The following is a 23,578-nucleotide window of genomic DNA, read 5'->3' on the forward strand; positions in this document are numbered from 1 at the left end:
GTCGGTGCGCCGCCGAGTAAAACCCCCCGGAGTCGACACGTCTCCGGGGGCCGTCTCCGCGGTCTGCGGAACTGTCGCCGTCGCCGACGAGTGGCTGCGACGCTGGGAGACTACGCGAACACGGTCTCACTCGAACACGCCCTCGACGACTCGCAGTGCGTCGGCACCGGCGCGCCGTGGCACGGCGACCAGCAGTGCGTCGGTGGTGACGGCCGCCGCCACGAGGTCGATGTCGGCGGTGCGGAGGCGCCCCACCACTCGCTCGACCGCCGACGGCGCCACGTCGCCGGTCGCCAGGACGGCCGCGAGGTCGCCACGCCGCTGTCCAGTCGCCGCGGCGTCGACCAGTCTCCTCCCGCCGACCACGAGCAGTGGTTCGGGGGTGTCGTCGGACGCCACCGTCGTGTCGTCGAGACTACCGTCGTTCCCCTCGGACACCGTCGTGTCGTCGGGACTACCGTCGTTCCCCTCGGACGCCGCCGTAGTGTCGCCGCTCTCGTCCGCCCCGACGACGACGAGGTCGCGGTGGAGTCGCGCCCGTGCCTCGCCCGCGTCGCCCGGTGGCGACAGTTCCTCGGCGTACCGCCGGAGTGCGGCCGTCACGGCCTCCTGGCCGGCGTCGACCTCGAGTGTCGCCGCCGCCGCGGCGTAGTTGACCACCCCTGCCGCCAGCGCGTCGTGGAGGAACGGCCGCGCCCGGACCGCCTCGCGTGTGCGTTCCGCGACTGTCACGGTCGGTAGAGGCGTGCGGGTGAGCAAAGACCTACCGGAGCCGACGCGAGCCTGGGGAGGCGACGGGCGTCGTCCACGCTCGAGCACCCGGATGGGCCGACGACGGATCGACACGGGAGAGGGAACGTATCACACTCCGGACAGAACCCGGGTTCAGTAACCGACACGACAGAAATACCATTCAGCTTACACTTACGTGGGTGGCGTGCCAGTGTTCACTCGCATGTCGCACAGACAGTCCCCGCAGACGACACGGCTCTCCACCCGGACCGGGCAGACGACCCGTACTGCAGTCCCCGCCCCGCAGACGACACGGCCCTCCACCGCCTCGCAGACGACACGGCCCTCCACCGCCCCGCAGACGACACGGCCCTCCACCGCCCCGCAGACGACACGGCCCTCCACCGACGCTTCACGGGCGACGGCGACGTGGCGAGCGGACTCCCTCCGCGTCGACTCGCCGACGGACGTGTCGACGCGTGCGGTGGCGATCGCCGGGGTCCTCGCGGTCGGGGTCGCGGCAGCCGTCGCGGCGCCGCTCCCGACGGCGACGGCGCTGCTCGGACTCCTCGTCGGGACGCTCGTCGCTCGGCGCGACGAGATCGAGGCGAGAGTCCGAGCGATCGCTCGCACGCGGACTGACGACCCCATCGACGCTCCGGCGGGACTCGACGTGTGACCGAACCGCCCGCCGTCGTCGACCCGACGATTCCCGGACAGTCGGCCGCTCCGAAGCCCTCAAGACTCGTCCGGCCCTGCTCGTGTGTATGACACAAGCGCTCGTGTTGGTCGCACACGGCTCTCACCTCAACCCCGACTCGAGCACGCCGACGTACGAGCACGCGGACACGATCCGCGAGACGGGCGTGTTCGACGAGGTGGCGACCGGCTTCTGGAAGGAGGAGCCGAGTCTCCGGGAGGTGCTCCGCACCGTCGAGAGCGACGAGGTGTACGTCGTCCCGCTGTTCGTCTCGGAGGGGTACTTCACCGAGCAGGTGATCCCTCGCGAACTCCGCCTGGACGGCTGGGACGTGGCCGACTGGGAGTCGGACGGGATCAGTGCCGACGTGGCAACCTACACCGCGACGGACACCGGCCAGACGGTCCACTACTGTGGCCCGGTCGGCACCCACCGCACGATGACGGACGTGATCGTCCGCCGCGCCGAGACGGTGACCGGCGACCCGGACGTGGGCGAGGGGTTCGGACTCGCGGTCGTCGGCCACGGCACCGAACGCAACGAGAACTCCGCGAAGGCGATCCAGTACCACGCCGACCGCGTCCGGGAGTTGGACCGCTTCGACGAGGTGCGGGACCTCTACATGGACGAGGACCCCGAGGTCGACGACGTGGCGGAGTTCTTCGAGACGGACGACGTGGTGCTCGTGCCACTGTTCATCGCCGACGGCTACCACACGGAGGAGGACATCCCCGAGGACGTGGGGCTCACGGACGACTACCGCGAGGGGTACGACGTGCCGGCGACCGTCGGCGGGCGTCGGATCTGGTACGCCGGTGCCGTCGGGACGGAGCCGCTGTTGGCCGACGTGGCACTCGAACGCGCCGCCGACGCCGGTGCCGACGTGGGTGACGCCGTCGCCGACGTCCGCGAGGCGACACGCGTCGTGGAGGCGGCCGCGGACGACGAACCGGCCGCAGGGGACGACGGTGAGGCGGTCACGGAGAGTGACGACGGCGAGGCGGTCGCCGACGGCGGTCGCCCGACGGCTGCGGCAGCCGGCACCGAGCGAGACGACACCACGGCCGAGGAGGCGGGCGAGTAGATGCACGACGGACAGTTCGACGCCCTCGTCGCGGCCGCGAGCGACGCGGGCGTCCCGGCCGCCGCGCCGGGTGTCGACTTCGACGGGCTCCGCGTCGAGCGGACGGCCGAGGGGTTCACGTTCGAGACGCCAGCGACGACCGCGACCGGGCTCGACCGCGCACAGTTGCGCGAACACGCCGCCGACTCCCCGTACGTCACCAACTGGTACTTCTGGCAGTGGACGGTTCGGAACCCGGAGAGTCCGCGTCGCGCCTTCTGTCGTCGCCTGGAGGGCGCACCCATCGAGACCGGTGTCGACCACGGTGACGACTCAGAGAGCGGCGACGCGAAAGACGACACTGAGAGCGACGTGGAGGGCGACGATCTGTCGGTCGACACCGACGACCACGACGGGGCCGTCGACACACCCGCTGGCGAGACGCACGGCGTGCCCGAGCGGTACGACGTCCTGGCGGACGGCGCGGTGACCGAGTGGGGGCAGTTGCGGATCGAGGCGCGGCTCGCCGCCGACGGCGAGCGCGTCTACGAGGTGCGACACGTCGACGACGCCGAGACGGACCGGGCGGCGCTGACCACACACGAGGACCCCCTCGACGCCCGCGAGGTCGCCAAGACGGACGAGCGGGATCGCTACCGGCCGCTGAAGACGGCCCCGACGTTGCAGTCCGGGTGGGTATTCCCGGACCTCGGGTGGCGCGAGGTCGCCCAGACCGTCGAGACGTTCTACCCCGCCACGGTGGCCAACTGGTACCGCGAGCGGCGCGGGGAGTTGGACGTGGACCACTGGCGCGACACCGTGAGCCGTCAGACCGGCATCTACGGCGTCGTGAAGACGTGGGACCGCGGCGAGGGTCACGAGCACGTGAACTGGGTCGCCGAGAGCTGTTGTGACGACTCGCAGTGTCTCAAGCGCCGCGAGTGGCAGTACGACGACGAGACGGAACTGGCGGTCGACGGTGGTGACGGTCAGTTCCCGTGTCGCGAGCCGTGTTCCGTCGTGATCACCGCCGCGCGGAAGTGGACGCGACTGGAGAGCGAGCAACCTCGAACCTACGAGCTCGAGTTGACTCCCAGCGAGAAGGAGCAACTGGAGGCGGTGATCGACGCCGTCGCGGACGGCCGCGCCGACGAGATCCGCGAGGCCGACGTGAAAGACGACGCCAACCGGTACAGGACGCGGTTCCTCCGCGCGAAACTGTTCGACGACGACGGCAACCTCGCAGGCGTGCCGACGGAGCCAGACGAGGCGGAGTGACGAGCGGGGAGACACGTCACGCGGAGACCCCGGTGCCCGTCTCAGTCAGAAGACTCTGGTGCCCGTCTCGGCCAGACGACCCCGGCGCCCGTCTCGGCCAGACGACCCCGGCGCCCGTCCCGGTCAGAAGACTCCGACGCCGAGCGCGAACGCCCACTCCTGGCCGCCGAGTGCGAGAAACACCAGCGAGGCACCCAGCAACTCGACGTTCTTCGTGAAGTTCGTGAACTCCGACTGCCGTTCGGCGTCGGAGACCGCCCAGAAGTCGTGCATCGTCGGCGTCGCGACGACGAAGAACGTCGCCAGCGTACCCGCCGCGAGTACCGGGTAGACGCCGAGGAGGACGCCGAGCCCGCCGAGCACCAGCATCGCGCCGCTGGCGATCACCCCGAACCCGGGGGCAGGGATCCCCTTCGAGGCCGCGTAGCCGGTCATCTGGTCGGCGTTCAGGAAGTGGTTGAGCCCCGCGAACGCGAGGAACCCCCCGAACGCGACGCGTCCGACCAACAGGAGCACGCCCCCGAGTCCGGCGTCGACGGTCACGTGCCCGTCACCCCCGTCGTCGGGCTCGCGTCGGTCCACGGACGGTACGCCGCTCGTTCGACGGTCGTCGCTGTCGTCACGTCACCCCGTACGGCCCGGCCCCGAATAAGTGTCAGCTAACATAGATGTTACTCGTGGACGCGAGTGTCGGCCGGTTGCGTCGGTGTCACCGGGTGTCGGATGCGTCGCTCCGAGTGTGCGTGACATCGCTGCGGGCGTCGACGGCGGCGGGTCGACCGCGGACTACCCGGCCGCGAGGATGTAGCCGGCGGCGGCGACGGCGACCACCACGGCGAATGCGCCGCCGAGGACGACCACGCTGTCGACCCAGACGGCCAGCGCCAGCGCGAGGACGACGACCGCCGCCGCGAACCCACCGACCAACAGGGTCCCCGTCGCGGGACTCGACCCGTCGGCGACGGCCGTTCGTACCGACTCGACCACGGCGGTCGGGGTGGCGCCGGACCCGCCACCGCCTCGCCCACTGCCGGACCCACCACCACCACCACTCGCCGCCGCCGACGCGCCGCCGGGCGACGCCGTGCCGTTCCCACGGCCGGCGGACGCCGCCACACCGCCGCCCGTGGTCGCACCTCCGGAGCCACCGGTGTCACTCCCGACGACGGACTCGCCGGCACTCCCGGCGACCGCTCTGTCGGTTCGGCCAGTCGTTCCGTCGTCCGGGTCGATGGTGACCGCGACCGTCTCCTCGACGGAGCCGTGGCCGGTGACGACCGTGAGCGCGCCCTCGACCGGTTCCGACAGGTCCGCGACCGGCACGTCGACCACGAGCCGTGCGCCCGGATCGAGGTAGTGGTTCGACCCGGTCGTCTCCGCGACACGACCCAACGCGTCGTCGAACCGTAGGTGGACGTGGACCGGCGAGTCGTCGTTCGTCAACTCCACACGGAAGTCTCCCGTCGCGGTGAACTGGTCGGGTGCGGTGACGCCGTTGAGTCGTTCGCGGTTGAGCGCGACCGCCAACGCGTCGGGAGCCGTTCCGGGTGTCCGGGACACGCGTGACGCTACTCCACCACTCGGCAAAAAGGTTCGTCCCCCGTCGCGGTCGTCACCTCGTCGTACTCGGTGCGTTCGTGCCGCCCGTCCGTCGTCGTAGTCGTGACCCCGCCGCCTCCCGTGTCAGGCCGCCTCCTCGCGCATGTCCGGCGGGAGGAGGTTCGGGATCCCGTCCTCGATGGGGTACGCCTCGCCACACTCGACACAGACCAGGTCGCCGGCGACGACCTCGCCGTCCTCGCGCCGCTCGTCTTCGAGCTCGAGGTCGCTCTTGTCGACCGGACAACAGACGATGTCCAGCAGGGACTCGTTCATCACCCGTGTGGTGGACGGGGCGGATCAAAAGCCTACGGTTTCGGCGACTCGGCGTCTCACTCGCGTCGCGCACGTACGTCCCGGCACGCTCCGTCTGCATCCACGTGCCCACTACCCTACCCACACCCACGTCCAGGCGACGGCGAGTCCGACAGCCAGCGAGACCATCGCCGCGACGGCGGGGACCGGTGACTCCCGGCGCGTGTACGTCCGCACCGCGACCGCGGCAGGAGCGGCGGCCAGCAGGTGAGCGACGAGTACCGGTGTCGGGATCCCGACGAGCCGGTGGACGACGACCACACTCCCGAGGTACGCGACGACCACGACGACGGCGAGTCGCCACAGCGTCACCGGTGCCAGCCGCGTCGCCAGCGTCCGCTTGCCGACGGCGGCGTCGCCGTCTCGGTCCGGCCACGTCGTCGCCAGCAGACTCAGACACGTCACGAGTGTGAACGGGACGAACGCGACGAGTGAGAGCGACCCGGGCGTCGTCACCGTCGCGGCGCCAGTCACGGGCAACAGCCACGCGCCCAACAGCGCGTTCGTCGGGATCGCGAGCCCGCGCCACGCCAACTCGGCCGGCGGCAACGAGTACTGGACGCCACCGACGAACAACACCCCCAACAGAACCAGTGCCCGCGGCGGTGTCCCGAGCGCGACGGCGACCAGTCCGGCCGGAACGACGGCGACGCCAGCGGCGAGTGTCGCACCACGGGCGACGGCCCGCGGGAGTCCAGCCGCGTGGAGTGCACCACTTCCGCCGGAGAACGTCGAGCCTCGCGAGAGCGCGTCCGTCTCGTAGTCCGCGTACTCGTTGGCGTAGTGGACGGTCGCCGTGATCGCGAGCAACGCCACGCCGCCGCCGACGATCTGTGCCGCCGCCCACGACGACCCCCCGAGGGCGCTCGCCGGGGCGAGGTCGGCTTCGACGGCGCCGACGACCGCGCCGGTGACGTACAACAGACAGATCAACGCGACCTGGTCGGGGCGGACCATCCGCCAGCAGGCGACCGCGACGACGAGTGGCGACCGCTCCCGGAGCGTCCCGGCGAGCGTCGCCGGTCGCTCGTCGACGGACGCCTCCCCGTCGCCGCCGTCTGCCGCGGTCGCCCTCGACCGGTCGGTGTCGGGGGACTCGTCCGACGCGTCTCGATCGAGAGTGTCACTCACGGTGTCGTGACGAACGTGGTGACGCACCCACTACGTCGTGGCGGTTCGAGATGGGCTCGCCGCAAGGGGGTGATCGCCTCTCTGCGGTGGTGTCGACGCGACGCCCGCGCCCTCACCGGCTCGTGTCGACACGGCACTCGTGTCCCAACCGATCCGTCACGACTCGGAGACGGTGCGGTGACGACACCCTCGACCGTAACGCTCTTGCCCGAATCTCGCGAACACGGAGACGAGTCCCGGTAGGGTAGTGGACTATCCTCTTGGCTTGCGGAGCCAGGGACCAGCGTTCGAATCGCTGCCGGGACGTGACCGTTCTCCGTCGACGCTCGTGGCACAGTCGAAGGTTTATGTCTCCCCGACTGCGACCGACTGGTAGTGGTCTCGATCGGGTCGACGAGCCCGCGGGAGGCACTCGCGGTCGTCGCGGTGACGATGCTGGCCATCTCGCTGGTCACGCTCCCGGTGTTCCTCTACACGGGCGAGATGAACCTCGTGGTCGACGGCGTCGAGGAGTCCGAGGTGTTCGCCTCCGTCTCGCCGGAGACGAGTCTCTCGACGTTCGGCAACCCGAAGGTGACGGTCGTCCTCGACCCCGGCGCACAGGTGCGTGAGGTGTCGTCGGTGAGCGTCACCGGTCGCGTCGTCGACTCCGTCAGGATCGAGATGACGACGACGGAGGTGACCGTCACCTGCCCGCCGCAGTCGACCTGTATCGTCCAAGCGCACGGGTTCGACGGCGAACTCCTCGACGAGATCACCGTCACCGTCGAACGCGAGAGTTTCGTCTGAACACGCCGGCCCTCACTCGCCCGAACTCGGTGTGACTCGCACACGACGCACCCGAACTCGGTGTGACTCGCACACGACGCACCCGAACCCGGTAGTTACTTGCCTACCCCCCGGAAGTGGCGTGTATGACGAGTCGGTTCGCCGACCTCCGCTCGCGAGTGGCGACCGCCCTCCAGGCCGTCGACCACCGCTACGGCGTCTCCCCGGTCGTCCTCGCCGTCGCGGTCGTGACGGCCGCGTCGCTGGTCGTCCGGTTCGCGGCGTTGGGCAACCGCGTCGCACACTTCGACGAGGGGCGGGTGGCCTACTGGACGCTGGAGTACGCCCGCAGCGGCGAGTTCTACTACCGCTACATTATCCACGGCCCGTTCGTCCAACACGTCGACCGCGTCGTCTTCCAGACCGTCGGTGCGACGGACGTGACGATGCGGGCCGTCACGGCACTCTTGGGCGGGTTGCTCCCGGCGGCCGTCCTGCTGTTCCGGGACCGCCTCCGCCCGACGGAGACGGTCGTCGCCGCCGGGTTCCTCGCGTTCAACCCGGTGTTGGTGTACTACTCGCGGTTCTTCCGGAGCACCATCCTCGTCGCCGGGTTCATGTTCGCCGCCCTCGGGACACTGCTGCGCGCCCACCGGACGGGGGCGCCGCGGTGGCTGTACGCGACAACGGCACTGGCGGCGCTCGGGTTCGCCTCGAAGGAGAACGCCGTCGTCTACCTGCTGTGTTACCTCGGAGCCGGCGGGCTCGCACTGGACTACTACCTCCGGGACCCGAACGGCGAGCGGCGCGGCTCGGCCGCGATCCGGGCACGCCTCGGACGCGTGCGGGCGACGCTCGGCTCCGCGAGCGGGCGGCGGTGGACGGGGTACTGGCTGGGCCACGGCGCCCTCGCCGTCGGGCTGTTCGCCGCGCTCACGCTGTTCTTCTACGCGCCGCGGGACCCGAACGGACTGGGACTGTGGTCGTCGCTGGCGTCGCCGACGCGGCTGCCTGCGTTGGTCGACGCCACCGTCGCGGACCTCGAGCGCGGGTTGGAGTACTGGTTCGGTCACTCCGCCAGCGAGAAGTGTTACGAGGAGACGCTGGTCGCCGGCTACGTCTGTTTCCTCGAACGCACGCTGGGCGTGCTCGGGCGGTTCGCGGTGCCGTTGGTCGGGTTCGCCGTCGGCGGGTTCCTGCTGGAACGGTACGCCACCGACCGGGCGCGGCCGCTGGTGATGGTGGCCGCCTACTGGGGGTTCGTCAGCGTGCTCGGCTACCCGCTCGGGACGGACATCTTCGGGGCGTGGATCGTCGTCAACGCCCTGGTGCCGCTGGCGATCCCCGCAGGGGTCGGGTTGGCGTGGGTGCTGCGGTGGGGTGTCGACGCCGTCGGCGAGTCGTCGCTCCGCCCAGGCACCGCCGTCGTCGTGTTGTTGCTCGTCGTCGGCCAAGTAGGAGTGACGACGGCGACGGCGGCCTACCAGAACCCGGCCGCCGACTCCAACCAGCTGGTCCAGTACGCCCAGCCGGCGGACGACTTCCGTCCGGCGATCCGCGACCTCCGGACCGTCGCGCCGCACAACGACGGGACGGACGTGTTGTTCTACGGCCGCGAGTTGGTCGTAGAGGGTGAGGGCGGCGGGCCGAAGCCGGTGTGTACGGTGATGGTGCGGACGCTCCCGATCCACTGGTACCTCCAGACGACGGCCGCCGAGGCGGCGTGTGCCTACGACGAGGCGGAACTGGACGACGCGCTCGGCTCGGACCCGCCGCCGGTGGTGCTGGCACACGCCGACCGCCGCGAGACCGTGGCCGCGCGACTCGACGGCTACGACGCCGAGACGTACCGGTTCCGGACGGTCGGCCGCCCGGTCACCTTCTTCGTCGACCGCTCCGCGGTGGCGAACGCGACCGCGACCTGATCGGGCACGACGCCGCCCCGAGGGTCCCGCTCGACCACTACGCTACCCACACGGGTCGAGCGGCCCACTTATCTCCCGTCCCCGCGGAGAGCGAGTATGGAGACGGTCAGTCACGACGGCCGCGAGACGGCCTACGAGGTCTTCGACCACGACGCCACGGGACCGACGGTGTTGTGTGTCCACGGGAGCGGTGGTACCCGCGACGTGTGGCGCGGACAGACACGCCTCGCGGACGACCACCCGGTCGTCACGGTCGATCTCTCGGGCCACGGCGACAGCGAGGACGTAGACGCCGACGCCGGCCCGGAGACACTCGGCGCGTACGCCGACGACGTAGTCGCCGTCGCCGAGCAGACGGACGCGGACGTGCTCGTCGGCAACTCGATGGGCGGGGCCGTCGCGCTCCGGGTCGCACTCGCCCGCGAGTACCCGCTGTCCGGGCTCGTCCTCGCCGGGACTGGCCCACGCCTCCCGGTGATGGACGATCTGCTGGTGTGGCTCGCGGAGGACTTCGACCGTGCGGTCGAGTTCCTCCACGAGCCCGGTCGGCTGTTCCACGACCCCGACGAGCGGTCCGTCGCCGCCTCGCGGGAGACGATGCGCGCGACCGGCCGAGCGGTCACCGAGCGGGACTTCCGCTCGTGTCACACCTTCGACGTGCGCGACCGCCTCGGGGAGATCGCGGTCGCGACGCTGGCGCTCGTCGGGGAACACGACAAGTTGACGCCGCCCGCCTACCACGAGACGTTCCACGAGCGGATTCCGGACTGTGAACTCGGGGTCGTCGAGGACGCGGGCCACCTCGCGATGCTGGAGCGACCGACCGCCGTGAACGAGGCCGTGCGGTCGTTCCTCGACCGCGCGGTCTGAGTCTAGCGAGTCGGCCACGTCGTCCGGCCGCTCCCCGCCGAGTGGGCCTCCGTCGAGTGGGTCTCCGTCGAGTGGGTCTCCGCCGAGTGGGCCTCCGTCGAGTGAGTCCCCCAGAGCAGCGACCCCTCAGTACACGTCGTCGACGTCTGACTCGTAGTGGCTGTGCTCTTCGGCGGGGAACGAGCCGTCCTCGACAGCCTCGCGGAACCCGTCGACCGCGTCCCGCATCTCGGCGCGCACGTCCCCGAACTGTTCGGCGAACGGCGGCGCACGGTCGCTCAACCCCAGCACGTCGTTGATCACGAGCACCTGTCCGTCCGTCTCCGGCCCGGCACCGATGCCGATCGTCGGAATCGACAGCGCCTCCGTCACCGAACTGGCGAGGTTCGCGGGGACGTGCTCGAGCACGAGCGCGAACGCACCCGCCTCCGCGTGGGCCTCGGCGAGCTCCAACAGCTCCGCCGCCGCGTCCTCGTCGGTGCCCTGGCGGTGGTACCCCCCGAGTTGGTTGACGTGTTGTGGCGTCAGACCGAGGTGGGCCATCACCGGGATGCCCAACTCGACGAGTCGCTCGGTCAGGTCGACAGTGTGGGGACCAGACTCCAGCTTGACGGCGTCGGCGTCTGCCTCCTTCAGCATGCGCCCGGCCTGCTCGACGCTGTCGCTCTCGTCGACGCCGAACGAGAGGAACGGCATGTCGGCGACCACGAGCGGCTCGTCGGTTGCGCGGGCGACGGCCGCCGTCCGGCTCTTCACCTCGTCGACTGTCACCGGGAGCGTGTCGTCGTACCCGAGGACGGCGTTGCCCATACTGTCACCCACGAGGATCACGTCGACGCCCGCCGCCTCGACGACCGTGGCCGTCGGGGCGTCGTAGGCGGTCAACATCGTGATCGGCTCCTCGCCGGCAGCCTCTCTGAGGTCTCGCGTCGTCGTCACGACCGCCCTCTTGACGACCGTGGGCTAAAACCGCACGGTCGGGACACACGAGGGACGTGCCGACGGAACCGACACGGCTCACCCAACGACCTGTCGACGGAACCGACACGGCTTACCCCACCGGCACGCAACGACGACCGTGCCCGAACGCGTCGAGACGTACGACCCCGACGGCGTCGACTACGGGTGGGTGATGCAGACGACGTTCGTCGTCACCATCGTCGTCGGTGCCCCGGTCGTCGCGCTCGCGTCGCTCGCCACGCCGCTGGAGTCGTGGGGCGCACGCGCCGAGTTCGCGATCCGCGTCGGTGCCGTCGTCTGGATCCTCACCGCCCTCGGCGTGTACGCGTTCGCTCGCCGCGTCGACGACCCCACGGGCGACGAGCCCGCGGACGACGAGTCCACAGACGACGAACACGCGGACGACGAGTTCGCAGCGGACGGACCCAGGGACGACGAGCCCGCGGACGACGAGAGGCTCAATGCCGACGGCGAGCGTCCCGCAGAGACGGAGTCGGAGTGAGCGCTACACGTACTCGAAGTCGACACCGGCGCGTTCGGCGGTCAGCTCGTCACGCTCGGAGTCGCCGACGAACAGCGTCGTCGCCGGGCGGCCGCCGAGTCGTTCGATCACTGCGGACAGCGGCGCCGGATCGGGTTTGTGGGTCGCGACACTGTCCCGACCGACGACGGCGTCGACTGCGTCGGCGAGTTCGTGGCGGTCGAGTGCGATCCGACAGGCGGCCTCGCAGTTCAGCGAACAGACGCCCGTCGGGACGGACAACGGCAGGTCGTCGGCGCGTGGACACCGCGTCGACGCCCGTGCCCCCTCGCGTTCGTGCTCGGCGAGCAGCGCCTCGAACTCGTCTCCGAGCCCGTGGTCGTCGGCGCGTTCCAACATCGCCCACAGTCCCAGTCCGTCCTCCTCGTGGCCGTTCGCCGCGAACAGCGCCCGAGCGTCGGTCGCCGCGGCGTCCCAGTCGACCGCCAACCGGACCAGGGTCCCGTCGAGGTCGTAGACGACCGTCTCGTAGTCGCTCGGGGTCACGCGTCGTCGCTCCCACCGGGAGACTCGACCGCGGTCGTGTCCGCCGCCGACGCGTCCGTCCCATCGCCCGACTCACTCGTCCCCTCGGGGACACCGCCGGTCTCGGCGACCGTCTCCTCGACACACGCGACGAGGTCGGTCACCGGCGCGTCCGGGTCGACGGAGACGAACAGCCCTTGTGTCTCGCCGACGAGGATCCGGACGACCGTCGCTCGATCCATGTGCGTCGTGATGGCGCGGACGTCGCCGGCCGCACGGAGGGTGTCCTCGAACAGCTCCCGTTCGGCGAAGTCGATCCCCACGTAGTCGTGGACCGACGCGAAGTACTCCCGCATCGCCTCCCTGTCGCCGAACAGCGACAGCGTCGCGTCGTCCGCGTACAGCGTCCGGAACGACTCGTCGGTGTACTCCACCACCAACCGAACCCCCGGCGTCGCCTCGCGGACCCCCGCCGTCGCGGCGTCCGCGTCGAAGGCGACGAGTTCCGACTCGCGTGTGAGTGGCACGCGCACGGCTACGACACCTCGCCAGTTAACTCTCGGGGAGGACCAGCGGCCGGTGCCGCCGCGGCGGTAGAGTCCCGGAAACGTTCATGTCGTCGCCCGGTCTGGGACTGGACATGGACGGCGCAGACAGGTTCTTCGCGGTCGTCGCCGGACTCCTGATCGTCCTGCTGGTCGTCGGTGTCGTGATCAGTCTGTTGTGAGCCCGGACGCGTCGTCGTGCGTCCCGCCGTCGGGTCCCACCCGGGCGACCGACGACGCGTCCGTCTCCCCGGCGATCAGTTCAGGACGTACCGACTGTCCTCGCGGGAGACGATGTCCGCACCACGGAGCGTGTCGAGGACGCTGTACAACGACAGTCGCGTCATGTCGAGCCCCTCGCACAGTTCGTCGTCCGTCACGGCGCCGTGTGTCGCCAGGTAGAGGTACACCAGCTTCCCACGCGGGGAGTCGATCTCGGCCGGCACCGCCACGCTCGCCGGCGAGACACCACCGCTCTCGTCGGCTCCGTCGGTCTCGTCGGTGCGCTCCGTCCCCAACGACTCCGTCGTCCGCTCGGCGTGTGTCGACTGCATTGTCGTACACGTCCACTGTGCTTCGACACACGTAAAACTACTCCACGACGTTCGTCGAAACCGGGGGTGTCGCCCGTCTCGACGGCTCTATCTGCCGTCTCGGTTCCAGCGAGGTGAGAAACCTGCTACTCGAAGTCGAGTACCAGCCCGTCGAGTTCGACCGACGACTAACCCCCGTGTGTCGACTGTCGAACGGGTGTGTGGGTCGGGAGCGGGGCGACTGGTGTGTCGCCCGCGGGGGCGGACCGACTGGTGTGTCGCCCGCCGAGGCGACCCGACGAGCGGGCGACCCCGTCAGGTCTTGAGTCCGCTCCCGGTGAGCGGGACGACCACGTCGTCCGTCGACGTGATCGCGCCCCGTTCACGGAAGACTCTCAGCGCGGCTGGCGCGGTGGCACAGGTCGGTTCCGTGTAGAACCCCGCGGCGTGGAGCCGATCAAGCTCCGTCTGGACGGTCTCGGCGTCCAGTGCGACCACGTCGCCACCGGTCCCGGTCACGGCGTCGCGGATCGCCTCGCGGCGGACCGGCTCCGCGATCTGGATCCCGTCCGCGAGGTCGTTGTCGCCCGCGGCGGCGTCGGCGCCGTGTTCGTCGGCGACGATGGGTGCCACGCCCGCCGCCTGGGCGCCGTACAGGCGTGGGACCTCGTCGATCCACCCGACGGCGGCGAGTGCCGCGAACCCGCGGTGTGCGCCCAACAGCAGCGTCCCGTGGCCGACGGGGACGACGACGGCGTCCGGTGCCGTCCAGTCGCGCTGTGCGGCGATCTCGTAGGCGACCGTCGCGGTTCCCGCGAGGAAGGAGGGGCGCCACGCGTGACTCGCGTACCAGGCGTCTCCGTCCGCGACCGCCGCGACGCAGGCGTCCGTCACGTCCCCGCGCGACCCCGACACGCGGACCGGCTCCGCACCCGCCCGCCGGATCGCGGTCAGTTTCGACGCCTTGGCGTCGGCGGGCACGTAGATCTCCGCCTCGATCCCGGCTCGTGCCGCGTACGTCGCCACCGCCGCGCCGGCGTTGCCCGAGGAGTCCTCGACGACGGTGTCGACGCCGAGTGCGGCCGCCCGCGACAACGTCGTCGTCGCGCCGCGGTCTTTGAAACTCCCTGTCGGGAACACGTACTCCAACTTGAACGACGCGTCCCACGCCGGGGCGTCCACCAGCGGCGTGGCTCCCTCGCCGAGCGTCACCAGCGGTCGCTCCGGGAGGAACGACGCGAACGCCCACAACCCGTCGCGGCCGAGTCGCGCCGCGACCGCGTCGGGTGGATCGCTCGTCGCCGGGAGCGGGCGCTCGGCGTACTCCAACGGCGCCCCACACCGACACCGCCAGCGGTCCGCGTACGTCGCGTCACACGCCGGACACCGGAGCGCCGCGACACCGCCGTCTGTCGTCTCGTCGGACTCGCGCTGGCCCGCGTCGTCGGACTCGCGACGGGGTGCGTCCTCGGACTCGTGATCTGTCACACCGAACGGTGGGAGTTCGGCGGTCCAGTAGGTGTCGGTTCGGTGGGAGTCCGGGTCGACGAACGGGGTGTCGGACGGCCTCGACGGTTCGGGGGAGGAAGCACCCGCCGGCGGAGACGGCCGCCTACAGTTCGGGGAGGGTGAAGTGGAACCCGCCGTCGCGCGACTCGATCAGACTCAGGTGGAACCCCCGTTTGCGGGCCAGCTTCACGTAGCTCGCCCGCTTGTTGCGCGAGAGGAGGCCGCCGCCGGTCTCGGCGGTGACCGCCTCCAGTGCCCCCGGCTCGAAGAAGGAGGCGGTGACGTAACAGGCACACCCCAGGGAGTCTTTCAGTTCGGCCACCTCGCGTGCGTCCTCGATCAACTCGGCGACCGGCGGCTCCTCGATGCCGTCGCGGTCGTCCGTCACGTTCGCGACCACCAACGGCTCTCCCATCCGGTCCCGGAGGATCACGTCGAAGTGTCGCTCCGTGTCGACCCCCGCCGCCTCGTCGACCACGTCGACGCTGCCGTGTAACTCCGCGCGGTCGAGCTTCGGGAGCGCGTCGTACAGGTCTCTGAGTTGGCCCTCGGTGCCGGTCTCCTGGAGTTCGTACAGCAGCTCGCGGACGACCCACTGGACGAAGTTGTACTCGATCCGGTCCTCGAGGAACTCGTCGTACGACCGCCCGTCGACCACCGCCCGCTCGGACTCGAAGTCGGTGTGTGTCTCCACGACGAGGTTGTCCGCGACCTCCGTCTGGGTCGCCGTCTCGGCGTGGGCGTCCTCCAGCGTCGCGCCGCTCTTCGAGCCGTACCGGACGAAGAGGTTCGTCCCACTCAGCGCCTCCGGCACCGACACCTCGAGGTCGCCGTCCGGCTGGTCCGCCTCCAACGCCGCCAACTCCTCGCGGACGCTCTCGAGTTCCGTCTCCAACTCGGTCACCTGCGACTCCAGCCGCTCGTTGTCCTCGCGGAGGCGCTCGACCTCGTCGGTCCGCTCCGACAACTCGTCGCGGACGGACGACAGCTCCTCGCGCGCCTCGTCGCGCTCCGTCTCGACCGTCGAGAGCCGGTCTCGCAGCGACGCGACGCGCTCGGTGTCCTCGCGTCGTTGCGTCCCGTCCGACTCCGTCACGGCGCGCTCTCGGCTCCGCGTCCGACCGCCGCCGTTCCGGCCCCGATCCCCGCTCTCGGTCGGTCGCGGCGCCTCGTCTCCGCCACGTCCGGTGCGGGTTCGACCACCGGCCGCCTGCTCGTCGTCCCGATCAGTCGCCGAGGGCGCCGTCTCCGCACTCGCTCGTCCGTCGTCGCTCGGCTTCCCGTCGGTCGAGGACTTCGCTGGGTCGAGCGAGGGGATCGTCCGCGTCTCCCGCCACTGCCGTTCCGCCGCCACGTCCGGATCGGCCTCGTCTGCGCCCGCCGCTCCCGCGGTCGGCGCGGCGGGTGTGCTCGCGTCCCCGCCACGGGCCGCGAGCGGCTCCGTCTCCTCGGCCGACTCTCGTGGCCCCGCGACGGGGCCACTCGCGCCACCGGGCACGTCTGCACCGGAGCGGGCACTCGACTCCGTCGCCCCGCCGTCCGTCGTCGACCGCTCCCGCGTCGCGGTACCCGCCGTCGTCTCGTCGGCGGCTCGACCACCGGTCGTGCCGGCGCGCGTCGGCTCGTCGTCTCGTCCAGCGGGCGTGGCGTCGCGCCGCTCGTCGGCGTCGGCGCTCGCTCGTGTCGACTCCCCTGGGGGCGAGCCCCGTGGCGCCGCGTTCGCGTCTGCCGTCCCCGTCGCCGCCGGCGTGTCGTCGGCGGGTGCCGACTCCGTCGCGTCGCCGCTCGCAGCCGTGCCGGCGCCACTCGTGTCGGTCGTCTCTGCCGTGCCGTCGGTGTCCCCGCCACCCGTCGCACCGTCGCCGTCCGTCGTCGACTCCGGCTCCGGGTCGGGGTCCGGTTCCGGCTCGGGGTCGGGTACCTCGACGATGTCGACATCGACGTCGATCACCTCGTAGATCCCGACCTCGTCGGCGGCGCGGTCGAACGCCTCGTCGCCGGTGAGGATGTCGCGGCTCTGGCCGACGAACGCACACGGGAGCTTGCGACCTCCGTAGTAGACGACGTAGTAGTCGCCCGAGAGGACGTTCTCCGACAGTTCGACGAAGCCGGTGAAGCTCCCGGCCGACAGCGTGTCGTCGGCCGACGACAGCGACGTGTCCTCCGTGTAGTACTGCGCCTTCGTCTCGCCGCCGGTCTGTTGCATCGCGAACAGCAACGGCAGCGACGCGTGTGGTGCCCGGTGGGCGCGGCCGTCGGCCTCCGCGAACGACTCCAGAGTGCCGTCGAACACTCCCACGATCCGGCCGTTCAGGAAGAACAGCCACGCCGTCCCTTCGGTGACCGCACCGGTGAACTCGCCGTCGGCGAGCTCCCGGAGCCCGTCGTACCCCCCAGAGTACGACCGAGCCTCCCAGTCGGTCACCACGTCGACGATCTCGCTATCCATTACGCCTACGTCGCCTCCTGTGACGCAAATAGTTTCCGGAGAGTCCGACGATCGTCCGACGCTCTCGCGCCCGCGCAGCGCCGTGAACGGAACCGCACGACGACACGCGTACGACGACACACGTGTCGGTTGCGGGGGATCGACCGACGGGGCGGGCCGACGCCCCTCGGTCGCGTGTCGCCCGACTACCGTCCCATCGTGTGGAACTCGTCGTTGGGGCGCCAGTCGGCGAAGATCGCCATCCGGTTCGAGAGGTTGAAGAACGCCGTGATCGCGCCGACGTCCCAGATCTCCGACTGCGAGTAGCCCGCCTCCGCCAGCAGGTCCAGGTCTTCGCTCGTCACCGCGTCGGGGCGCTCGGTGAGCTTCACCGCCACGTCGAGCAGCAGGAGCCGTTCGTCGCTCACGTCCGCCTGCCGGTAGTTGGCGACGAGTTGGTCCGCCAACTGCGGGTCGTCGGCGTACAGTCGCACCAGTGCCCCGTGGGCGACGTTGCAGTAGTAACAGTGGTTCCGCCCGGAGACGGCGACGACGATCATCTCCACCTCTGCGCGATCGAGGTCCGTCTCCTCGACGAGCGCGTCGTGGTAGTCGACGAACGCGCGGAACTGCGCGGGCTTGTACGCGAGCGCGGCGAACACGTTGGGTGTGAACCCCGCCCGCTCCGTCTCGTCGGCGATCCGTTTCCGCACGTCCGGCGGGAGGTCCTCGAACTCCGGCACCGGGAACCGCCGCTGTGCGTCCGGATCGAGTGTCGGGGTGTCCTCGTCTCCCTCGCTCCCGCCGTCGTCCGTTCCGTCGCCGTTCCCCGCTCGTGCACCGCCTCCCGCTGCGTCGCGCTCCCGCGACGCACGCTGCTCGCCGTCGTCGACGCGTGCGGTGACGCCGTCGTCGGTGCCGGCCGCCTCTCGACCGCCGCCGCTGGCGTCCGTACTCGGTTCCTCGCCCGCCGTGAGATCCTCCCCTGCGGTCGGCTCGTCGTCCATACCTGCGCTTCGCCCCCCGGGTGTATAACTCGGGGTGGAACCCACCGGTCGCCCGTCGGCGGGGAGCCGAGGAGTTAGGTCGCTGCGCCTCGAGACGGCGACCGCACGATGGACGAACTCGCACCCGCAGTCGACGACCTTGACCCCGGCCCCGGCGAGGTGGAGACGGCCGAACTCGTCGTCACCGACGACGTACTCGTGAAACTGTTCGCGCTCGGCCCCGACGCGCGGATCGACCCACACGAACACGGCGACAGCACGAACGTCTTCCACCTGCTGGACGGCGACCTCCTCGTCACCAGCGGCGAGGAGACGGCACGACTGTCGGCCCCGGCGGTCGTCGAACACCCTCGCGGCGTCGCACACGGCGCGGAGAACCCGACCGACGAGCGCGCGCTCGTGACTGCGAGTCTCTGCCCGCTCCCCGGCGGTGGCGAGTGAGCGCTTGTCCGACCGCACGGTCCCCGCACGGTGAGCCGACGAGCGAACGGCGTCGAGTCGACGGTGGTCGCGTTCGGTCGAACCCGCACACTGCGGCCGCGAGAGGTCGGTCCTCGGTCGGACCTGCACACCGCGAGAACTCGATCCTCGGGGGGCGCCTCAGTCCTCGACGAGAACGGCGTTGACCTGGCCCGTCTGGCCGGGGCGGGAGGTGACGCGGGCGGTGCCCTCGCTGGTCTCGATGAGCGCACCCTTCGTGACGATGTTCCGGCGAGCGTAGTTGACGTTCGCCGGGTTGTCCTCGACGTTCTCGATCTCGGCGGCGACGGTGTCGCCGTCGACGGCCACCTGCGCGGTGTCCGTCGAGAGAGCACGTACCTTCTCGCCGCCGCCACGCGTCGTCACCGTCTGGAGACGCTGCTCGCCGACGGTCGTCTCGGCCGGTTCGCGCCCACGCTGGTTCTTCTGCTTGTCGCCGGAGGGGACCCGTCGGCCACCCGTCCGCATCCGCTTGCGTCGTCCGCTCTGATCCGTCATACCCGTGAGAATCCGCGCCCGCCACTTGAATGACTCGAAACCCCCGGGCTGCCGTCGGCCGAGTCGGCCGTCGAGCGAGAGTGCCCAGTCTCGACGCCGACGGACCACGCCACTCATACCCCCGCGAGCGTGTCCACTCGCCCCGACGCTGTTACGAAATTCGTAACTCCCTACGAATACCGTCGCGAGTCCGCGAGACTTATTACGATACACGGATCATCGCGGGACGATGAACGACGGTCGCACGATCCTGCTCGTCGGCAGTGGCCCGATCCGGATCGGACAGGCGGCGGAGTTCGACTACTCCGGGGCGCAGGCGTGTCGCGCGCTCCAGGAGGAGGGGGCGGAGGTCGTGTTGGTCAACTCCAACCCCGCGACGATCATGACGGACCCGGAGATGGCCGACCGCGTGTACGTCGAGCCGATCACTCCGGAGTCCATCGCGGAGGTGATCGCTGCCGAGGAACCCGACGGCGTCATCGCCGGCCTGGGCGGGCAGACGGGACTCAACGTCACCGCGGAACTCGCCGAGCAGGGGGTGCTCGACGAGTACGATGTCGAGATCATGGGGACGCCGTTGGAGACGATCTACGCGACGGAGGACCGCGACCGCTTCCGGGCACGGATGGAGGAGTTGGGCCAGCCGGTGCCCCGCTCGCGGACGATCACGGACCTCGACGAACTGGACGCGGCCGTCGACGCCGTCGGGGGACTCCCGGTGATCGTCCGGACGACGTACACACTCGGCGGCCAGGGGTCGAGTGTGGTGTACGACCGCGAGGAGTTGGCCGAGCGGGCGCGCCACGGATTGCGGCTCTCGCGCAACGGCGAGGTGATGATCACGGAGTCGATCGACGGGTGGGTAGAGTTGGAGTACGAGGTGATGCGGGACGCCGACGACTCCTGTGTCATCGTCTGCAACATGGAGAACCTCGACCCGATGGGGATCCACACCGGGGAGTCGACGGTCGTCACCCCCTCGCAGGTGATCCCAGACGACGGTCACCAGGAGATGCGCGACGCCGCCTTGGAGGTGATCCGCGATCTCGGTATTCAGGGAGGGTGTAACATCCAGTTCGCGTGGCGCGACGACGGCACGCCGGGCGGGGAGTACCGCGTCGTCGAGGTGAACCCGCGCGTCTCGCGCTCTTCGGCGCTCGCCTCGAAGGCGACCGGCTACCCCATCGCTCGCGTGACGGCGAAGGTGGCACTGGGCAAGCGACTCCACGAGATCACCAACGAGATCACCGGGGAGACCACGGCGGCGTTCGAGCCGGCGATCGACTACGTCGTGACGAAGGTGCCGCGGTGGCCGATCGACAAGTTCCCCGAGACGGAGTTCGAGCTGTCGACGGCGATGAAGTCCACCGGGGAGGCGATGGCGATCGGCCGCACCTTCGAGGAGTCACTGACGAAGGCGCTGCGTTCCAGCGAGTACGACCCCGCCGTGGACTGGGCGACGGTCGACGACGACGAGTTGCGGAGCGAGTACCTCGAACGCCCGTGTCCGGAGCGCCCGTACGCGATCTTCGAGGCGTTCGCCCGCGGGTTCGGCGTCGACGAGGTGGTCGAGGCGACCGGGATCTACGAGTGGTACGTCGAGCGGTTCCGTCGCGTCGCGGACGCTCGCACCGACGCCGCCGGCGGCGACTTCGAGCCGGCCGCCAGCGCCGGGTTGACGAACCGCGAGGTCGCGGCCGCGGCGGACACCGACCTCGGCGCCGTCGAGCGGGCGGTGCCGGGGCGGTCGTTCAAGCAGGTCGACACCTGTGCCGGGGAGTTCGCCGCCTCGACGCCGTACTACTACTCGGCGCGGGACCCAGAGTACCTCGTCGACGGCGGCGGAACGGCCACCCAGGGGACGGAACCCGACGGCGACGCGGCGACGGTCGACGACGCCGAGACGGACGGTACCGAGGCCACGGCGGAGTCGGCAGAGACGACACAGTTCGTCGGCCCGGCGGGCGACGAACTCCGTGTCGACCGGGACGCCGAGAGCGTCGTCGTGGTCGGCGGCGGACCGATCCGGATCGGCCAGGGCGTGGAGTTCGACTACTGTGCGGTCCACGCCGTGCAGGCCCTGCGCGAGCAGGGGATCGACGCCCACGTGATCAACAACAACCCGGAGACGGTGTCGACGGACTACGACACCTCCGACGGGCTGTTCTTCGAGCCGCTGACGGCCGAGGAGGTCGCCGACGCGATCGAGGCGACGGACGCCGACGGCGTGATGGTCCAGTTCGGCGGCCAGACCTCCGTCGAGGTGGGCGAGCCGCTCGAAGCGGAACTCGACCGGCGCGGCCTCGACTGCGAGATCATGGGGACCGGCGTGGAGGCGATGGACCTCGCGGAGGACCGCGACCGGTTCAACCGCCTGCTCGCCGAGCGCGGGATCGCCCAGCCCGAGGGCGGCAGCGCGACCAGCGAGTCGGAGGCGCTGTCGTTGGCTCGCGAGATCGGCTACCCCTTGCTCGTCCGCCCGAGCTACGTGCTCGGCGGGCGCGCGATGGAGGTCGTCCACGACGACGACGACCTGCGGGAGTACGTCGGCGAGGCGGTGCGGGTGTCGCCGGACAAACCCATCCTCGTCGACGAGTTCCTCGACGGCGCGGTGGAACTCGACGTGGACGCGGTCGCGGACGGCGAAGACGTGCTGCTCGGTGGGATCATGGAACACGTCGAGTCGGCCGGCGTCCACTCCGGTGACTCCGCGTGTGTGATCCCACCACGGTCGTTGTCCGCGGCGACGGAACGCCGCGTCCGCGAAGTCGTCGAAGAGATCGCCGCCGCGCTCGACACGGTCGGCCTGTTGAACGTCCAGTTGGCCATTCGGGAGACGGACGACGACGGGCCGGGGGAGGTGTACGTACTGGAGGCGAACCCGCGGTCCTCGCGGACGGTGCCGTTCGTCTCGAAGGCGACGGGCGTCCCGATCGCCAAACTGGCGGCGCGGGTGATGGCCGGCGAGTCGCTGGCGTCCATCGACGCGACCGAGCAGGTGCCCGAGCGGCACAGCGTGAAGGAGGTCGTGCTCCCGTTCGACCGGCTGCCGGAGGCGGACCCGCGGCTCGGCCCGGAGATGAAGTCCACCGGCGAGGTGATGGGTACCGCCGAGACGTTCGGGATGGCCTACGAGAAGGCCCAACGCGCCGCCGGGATGGCCGCCCCCGACGAGGGGACGGCGGTGGTCGAGTTCGCCGACGTGGGGACCGAGGCCGACAGCGAGCGCCTGCGGACGGCGTTCGCCGACCACTACGAGTTGGTCTCCCCCGAAGACGTGCCGGCGGCGCTCCGGGAGGGGACGGTCGACTTCCTCGTGAGCGACGACCGCGACGGGCTGCGGGCGGCCGTCGAGGAGGAGGTGCCGTACGTCTCGACGCCGGAGGCCGCCGAGGCGGTTCTCGAGGGACTCGACGCGCGCGGCGACGACCTCGACACGCAGGCGCTGGGCGACCGGCCTCGCCGGCAGGTCCGGTGGGGCGCGGACGACTGAGACGGACCGATCGCCGTCTTCGGTGCCCCGTCGACACGCTCACTCACCGAGACGACGACACAACGTCGCACCTGCCGAGACGCTGCCGCCGTTCGTCGCACGCGTCGCGACGACGAGACGGCCGTCGCTGGCGGTACAGCGTTACGTACTTACCGGCGTGTCACGAAGATTCGGTATCGAATGAGGCGCGACTACTTCGAACTGGACGTCGACAGCGTCGACTGGGTCGAGGAGGGCGACGACCCGCGGCGGCCACACGTCTACATCGACTTCCACGGCCCCGAGGACCTGTTGCGCGACCGACTCACGGACCCGGACGGCGAGCTCTTGGACACCGAGGAGACGGACGTGGCGTTCCGGCTCCAGGAGCCACGCGACGACAACCCCGAGGCGACCGGCGTCGTCGGCGTGACCAACCGGATCACCGGCGAGTTCATCGTCGAGCTGAACGAGGAGGCGGACGACGTGTTGCGGTTCATCGAGGCAGCACGCGAGTACGGCCGCAGCGTCGACGCCGACGGCGGCCAGTACGAGGTCGAGATCGCCGTCGACGGCGACCGTCTCGTCGCCTACGAGAAGGAGACGTTCCTCGTGTACGACGCCGAGGGGAACCTCCTGCGCACGGAGAGTCTCATCCCCTCCGGCGTCGAACTCTGACGCGGGTCCGGTCGCTCTGGCTCTCCGACACGTGCTCCGGTTCCGCGACCCCTGTTCGGGCTGCTCCGGTACGCGCACTGT

23 protein-coding genes and 1 tRNA gene are annotated in these 23,578 nt (G+C 70.5%); 11 read left to right on the top strand and 13 right to left on the bottom strand.

Annotation, left to right across the window (positions count from 1 at the left end):
• Positions 1–126: 126 nt before the first annotated feature.
• Complete coding sequence (locus tag RYH80_RS13485; protein ID WP_370904400.1) at positions 127–732, bottom strand: DUF7523 family protein; 606 nt, start codon at positions 730–732, stop codon at positions 127–129.
• A 223-nt stretch (positions 733–955) separates the two neighbouring features.
• Between RYH80_RS13485 and RYH80_RS13490 the strand changes: the two genes are divergently transcribed.
• From RYH80_RS13490 to RYH80_RS13500, 3 genes are all read left to right on the top strand, one after another.
• Positions 956–1,411 (top strand): superantigen-like protein SSL4, encoded by a 456-nt coding sequence (locus tag RYH80_RS13490; RefSeq protein ID WP_370904401.1) that lies wholly within the window; start codon positions 956–958, stop codon positions 1,409–1,411.
• Positions 1,412–1,499: 88 nt separating this feature from the next.
• On the top strand, positions 1,500–2,516 hold the full coding sequence (locus tag RYH80_RS13495) for a CbiX/SirB N-terminal domain-containing protein (RefSeq protein ID WP_370904402.1): 1,017 nt from the start codon (positions 1,500–1,502) through the stop codon (positions 2,514–2,516).
• Complete coding sequence (locus tag RYH80_RS13500; RefSeq protein WP_370904403.1) at positions 2,517–3,773, top strand: DR2241 family protein; 1,257 nt, start codon at positions 2,517–2,519, stop codon at positions 3,771–3,773. It begins immediately after the preceding gene.
• Positions 3,774–3,896: 123 nt separating this feature from the next.
• Here RYH80_RS13500 and RYH80_RS13505 read toward each other — a convergent pair whose 3' ends face one another.
• The 4 genes from RYH80_RS13505 to RYH80_RS13520 form a co-directional block, all read right to left on the bottom strand.
• Positions 3,897–4,316, bottom strand: coding sequence for a DoxX family protein (locus tag RYH80_RS13505; protein ID WP_370904726.1), 420 nt, complete (start codon positions 4,314–4,316; stop codon positions 3,897–3,899).
• 243 nt (positions 4,317–4,559) lie between these two features.
• Positions 4,560–5,333: a DUF7524 family protein gene (locus RYH80_RS13510; protein ID WP_370904404.1), complete on the bottom strand. Its 774-nt coding sequence runs from the start codon at positions 5,331–5,333 to the stop codon at positions 4,560–4,562.
• A 123-nt stretch (positions 5,334–5,456) separates the two neighbouring features.
• Positions 5,457–5,648: a methytransferase partner Trm112 gene (locus RYH80_RS13515; RefSeq protein WP_370904405.1), complete on the bottom strand. Its 192-nt coding sequence runs from the start codon at positions 5,646–5,648 to the stop codon at positions 5,457–5,459.
• A 111-nt stretch (positions 5,649–5,759) separates the two neighbouring features.
• The gene (locus tag RYH80_RS13520; protein ID WP_370904406.1) at positions 5,760–6,818 is read right to left on the bottom strand and encodes a prenyltransferase; all 1,059 of its coding nucleotides are present in this window, start codon (positions 6,816–6,818) and stop codon (positions 5,760–5,762) included.
• A 233-nt stretch (positions 6,819–7,051) separates the two neighbouring features.
• On the opposite strand from RYH80_RS13520, the gene RYH80_RS13525 reads away from it, so the two are divergent.
• The 4 genes from RYH80_RS13525 to RYH80_RS13540 all read left to right on the top strand — a co-directional run bounded on the left by RYH80_RS13525 (position 7,052) and on the right by RYH80_RS13540 (position 10,381).
• Positions 7,052–7,124: transfer RNA gene (locus RYH80_RS13525), tRNA-Arg, on the top strand.
• Positions 7,125–7,193: 69 nt separating this feature from the next.
• Positions 7,194–7,607 (top strand): hypothetical protein, encoded by a 414-nt coding sequence (locus RYH80_RS13530; RefSeq protein WP_370904407.1) that lies wholly within the window; start codon positions 7,194–7,196, stop codon positions 7,605–7,607.
• A gap of 125 nt (positions 7,608–7,732) precedes the next feature.
• Positions 7,733–9,511, top strand: coding sequence for a flippase activity-associated protein Agl23 (locus RYH80_RS13535; protein WP_370904408.1), 1,779 nt, complete (start codon positions 7,733–7,735; stop codon positions 9,509–9,511).
• 96 nt (positions 9,512–9,607) lie between these two features.
• Positions 9,608–10,381 carry an alpha/beta fold hydrolase gene (locus tag RYH80_RS13540; protein ID WP_370904409.1) on the top strand — a complete coding sequence of 258 codons (774 nt, stop codon included), beginning with the start codon at positions 9,608–9,610 and terminating at the stop codon, positions 10,379–10,381.
• 126 nt (positions 10,382–10,507) lie between these two features.
• Here RYH80_RS13540 and panB read toward each other — a convergent pair whose 3' ends face one another.
• Positions 10,508–11,320 (bottom strand): 3-methyl-2-oxobutanoate hydroxymethyltransferase, encoded by an 813-nt coding sequence (gene panB, locus RYH80_RS13545; protein WP_370904410.1) that lies wholly within the window; start codon positions 11,318–11,320, stop codon positions 10,508–10,510.
• A gap of 139 nt (positions 11,321–11,459) precedes the next feature.
• Between panB and RYH80_RS13550 the strand changes: the two genes are divergently transcribed.
• A complete protein-coding gene (locus RYH80_RS13550) occupies positions 11,460–11,843 on the top strand; it encodes a DUF5822 domain-containing protein (RefSeq protein ID WP_370904411.1) in 384 nt (127 codons plus the stop codon).
• A 3-nt stretch (positions 11,844–11,846) separates the two neighbouring features.
• Here RYH80_RS13550 and RYH80_RS13555 read toward each other — a convergent pair whose 3' ends face one another.
• The 6 genes from RYH80_RS13555 to RYH80_RS13580 all read right to left on the bottom strand — a co-directional run bounded on the left by RYH80_RS13555 (position 11,847) and on the right by RYH80_RS13580 (position 18,105).
• Entirely contained in the window at positions 11,847–12,368 is a 522-nt protein-coding gene (locus RYH80_RS13555; RefSeq protein WP_370904412.1) for an HAD family hydrolase, read from the bottom strand.
• Complete coding sequence (locus tag RYH80_RS13560) at positions 12,365–12,874, bottom strand: DUF7522 family protein (protein ID WP_370904413.1); 510 nt, start codon at positions 12,872–12,874, stop codon at positions 12,365–12,367. Before RYH80_RS13560 ends, RYH80_RS13555 begins: the two co-directional genes overlap by 4 nt.
• A 275-nt stretch (positions 12,875–13,149) precedes the next feature.
• A complete protein-coding gene (locus tag RYH80_RS13565) occupies positions 13,150–13,446 on the bottom strand; it encodes a TrmB family transcriptional regulator (RefSeq protein WP_370904414.1) in 297 nt (98 codons plus the stop codon).
• A 294-nt stretch (positions 13,447–13,740) separates the two neighbouring features.
• Positions 13,741–14,913, bottom strand: a complete 1,173-nt coding sequence (locus RYH80_RS13570) for a pyridoxal-phosphate dependent enzyme (RefSeq protein WP_370904415.1) — start codon at positions 14,911–14,913, stop codon at positions 13,741–13,743.
• A gap of 124 nt (positions 14,914–15,037) precedes the next feature.
• Positions 15,038–17,383 (bottom strand): DUF7527 domain-containing protein, encoded by a 2,346-nt coding sequence (locus tag RYH80_RS13575; RefSeq protein WP_370904416.1) that lies wholly within the window; start codon positions 17,381–17,383, stop codon positions 15,038–15,040.
• A 185-nt stretch (positions 17,384–17,568) separates the two neighbouring features.
• On the bottom strand, positions 17,569–18,105 hold the full coding sequence (locus RYH80_RS13580; RefSeq protein ID WP_370904727.1) for a peroxidase-related enzyme: 537 nt from the start codon (positions 18,103–18,105) through the stop codon (positions 17,569–17,571).
• Positions 18,106–18,477: 372 nt separating this feature from the next.
• On the opposite strand from RYH80_RS13580, the gene RYH80_RS13585 reads away from it, so the two are divergent.
• The gene (locus RYH80_RS13585; RefSeq protein WP_370904417.1) at positions 18,478–18,810 is read left to right on the top strand and encodes a cupin domain-containing protein; all 333 of its coding nucleotides are present in this window, start codon (positions 18,478–18,480) and stop codon (positions 18,808–18,810) included.
• A gap of 159 nt (positions 18,811–18,969) precedes the next feature.
• On the opposite strand, the gene RYH80_RS13590 is transcribed toward RYH80_RS13585, so the two are convergent.
• A complete protein-coding gene (locus RYH80_RS13590; protein WP_370904418.1) occupies positions 18,970–19,347 on the bottom strand; it encodes a 30S ribosomal protein S8e in 378 nt (125 codons plus the stop codon).
• 229 nt (positions 19,348–19,576) lie between these two features.
• On the opposite strand from RYH80_RS13590, the gene carB reads away from it, so the two are divergent.
• Together carB and RYH80_RS13600 are read left to right on the top strand one after the other, a co-directional pair.
• A complete protein-coding gene (gene carB / locus RYH80_RS13595) occupies positions 19,577–22,840 on the top strand; it encodes a carbamoyl-phosphate synthase large subunit (RefSeq protein ID WP_370904419.1) in 3,264 nt (1,087 codons plus the stop codon).
• A 180-nt stretch (positions 22,841–23,020) separates the two neighbouring features.
• On the top strand, positions 23,021–23,497 hold the full coding sequence (locus RYH80_RS13600) for a DUF5793 family protein (RefSeq protein WP_370904420.1): 477 nt from the start codon (positions 23,021–23,023) through the stop codon (positions 23,495–23,497).
• The last annotated feature ends 81 nt before the right edge of the window (positions 23,498–23,578 follow it).

This window comes from Halobaculum sp. MBLA0147, from assembly GCF_041361345.1.
GTDB lineage: Archaea > Halobacteriota > Halobacteria > Halobacteriales > Haloferacaceae > JAHENP01.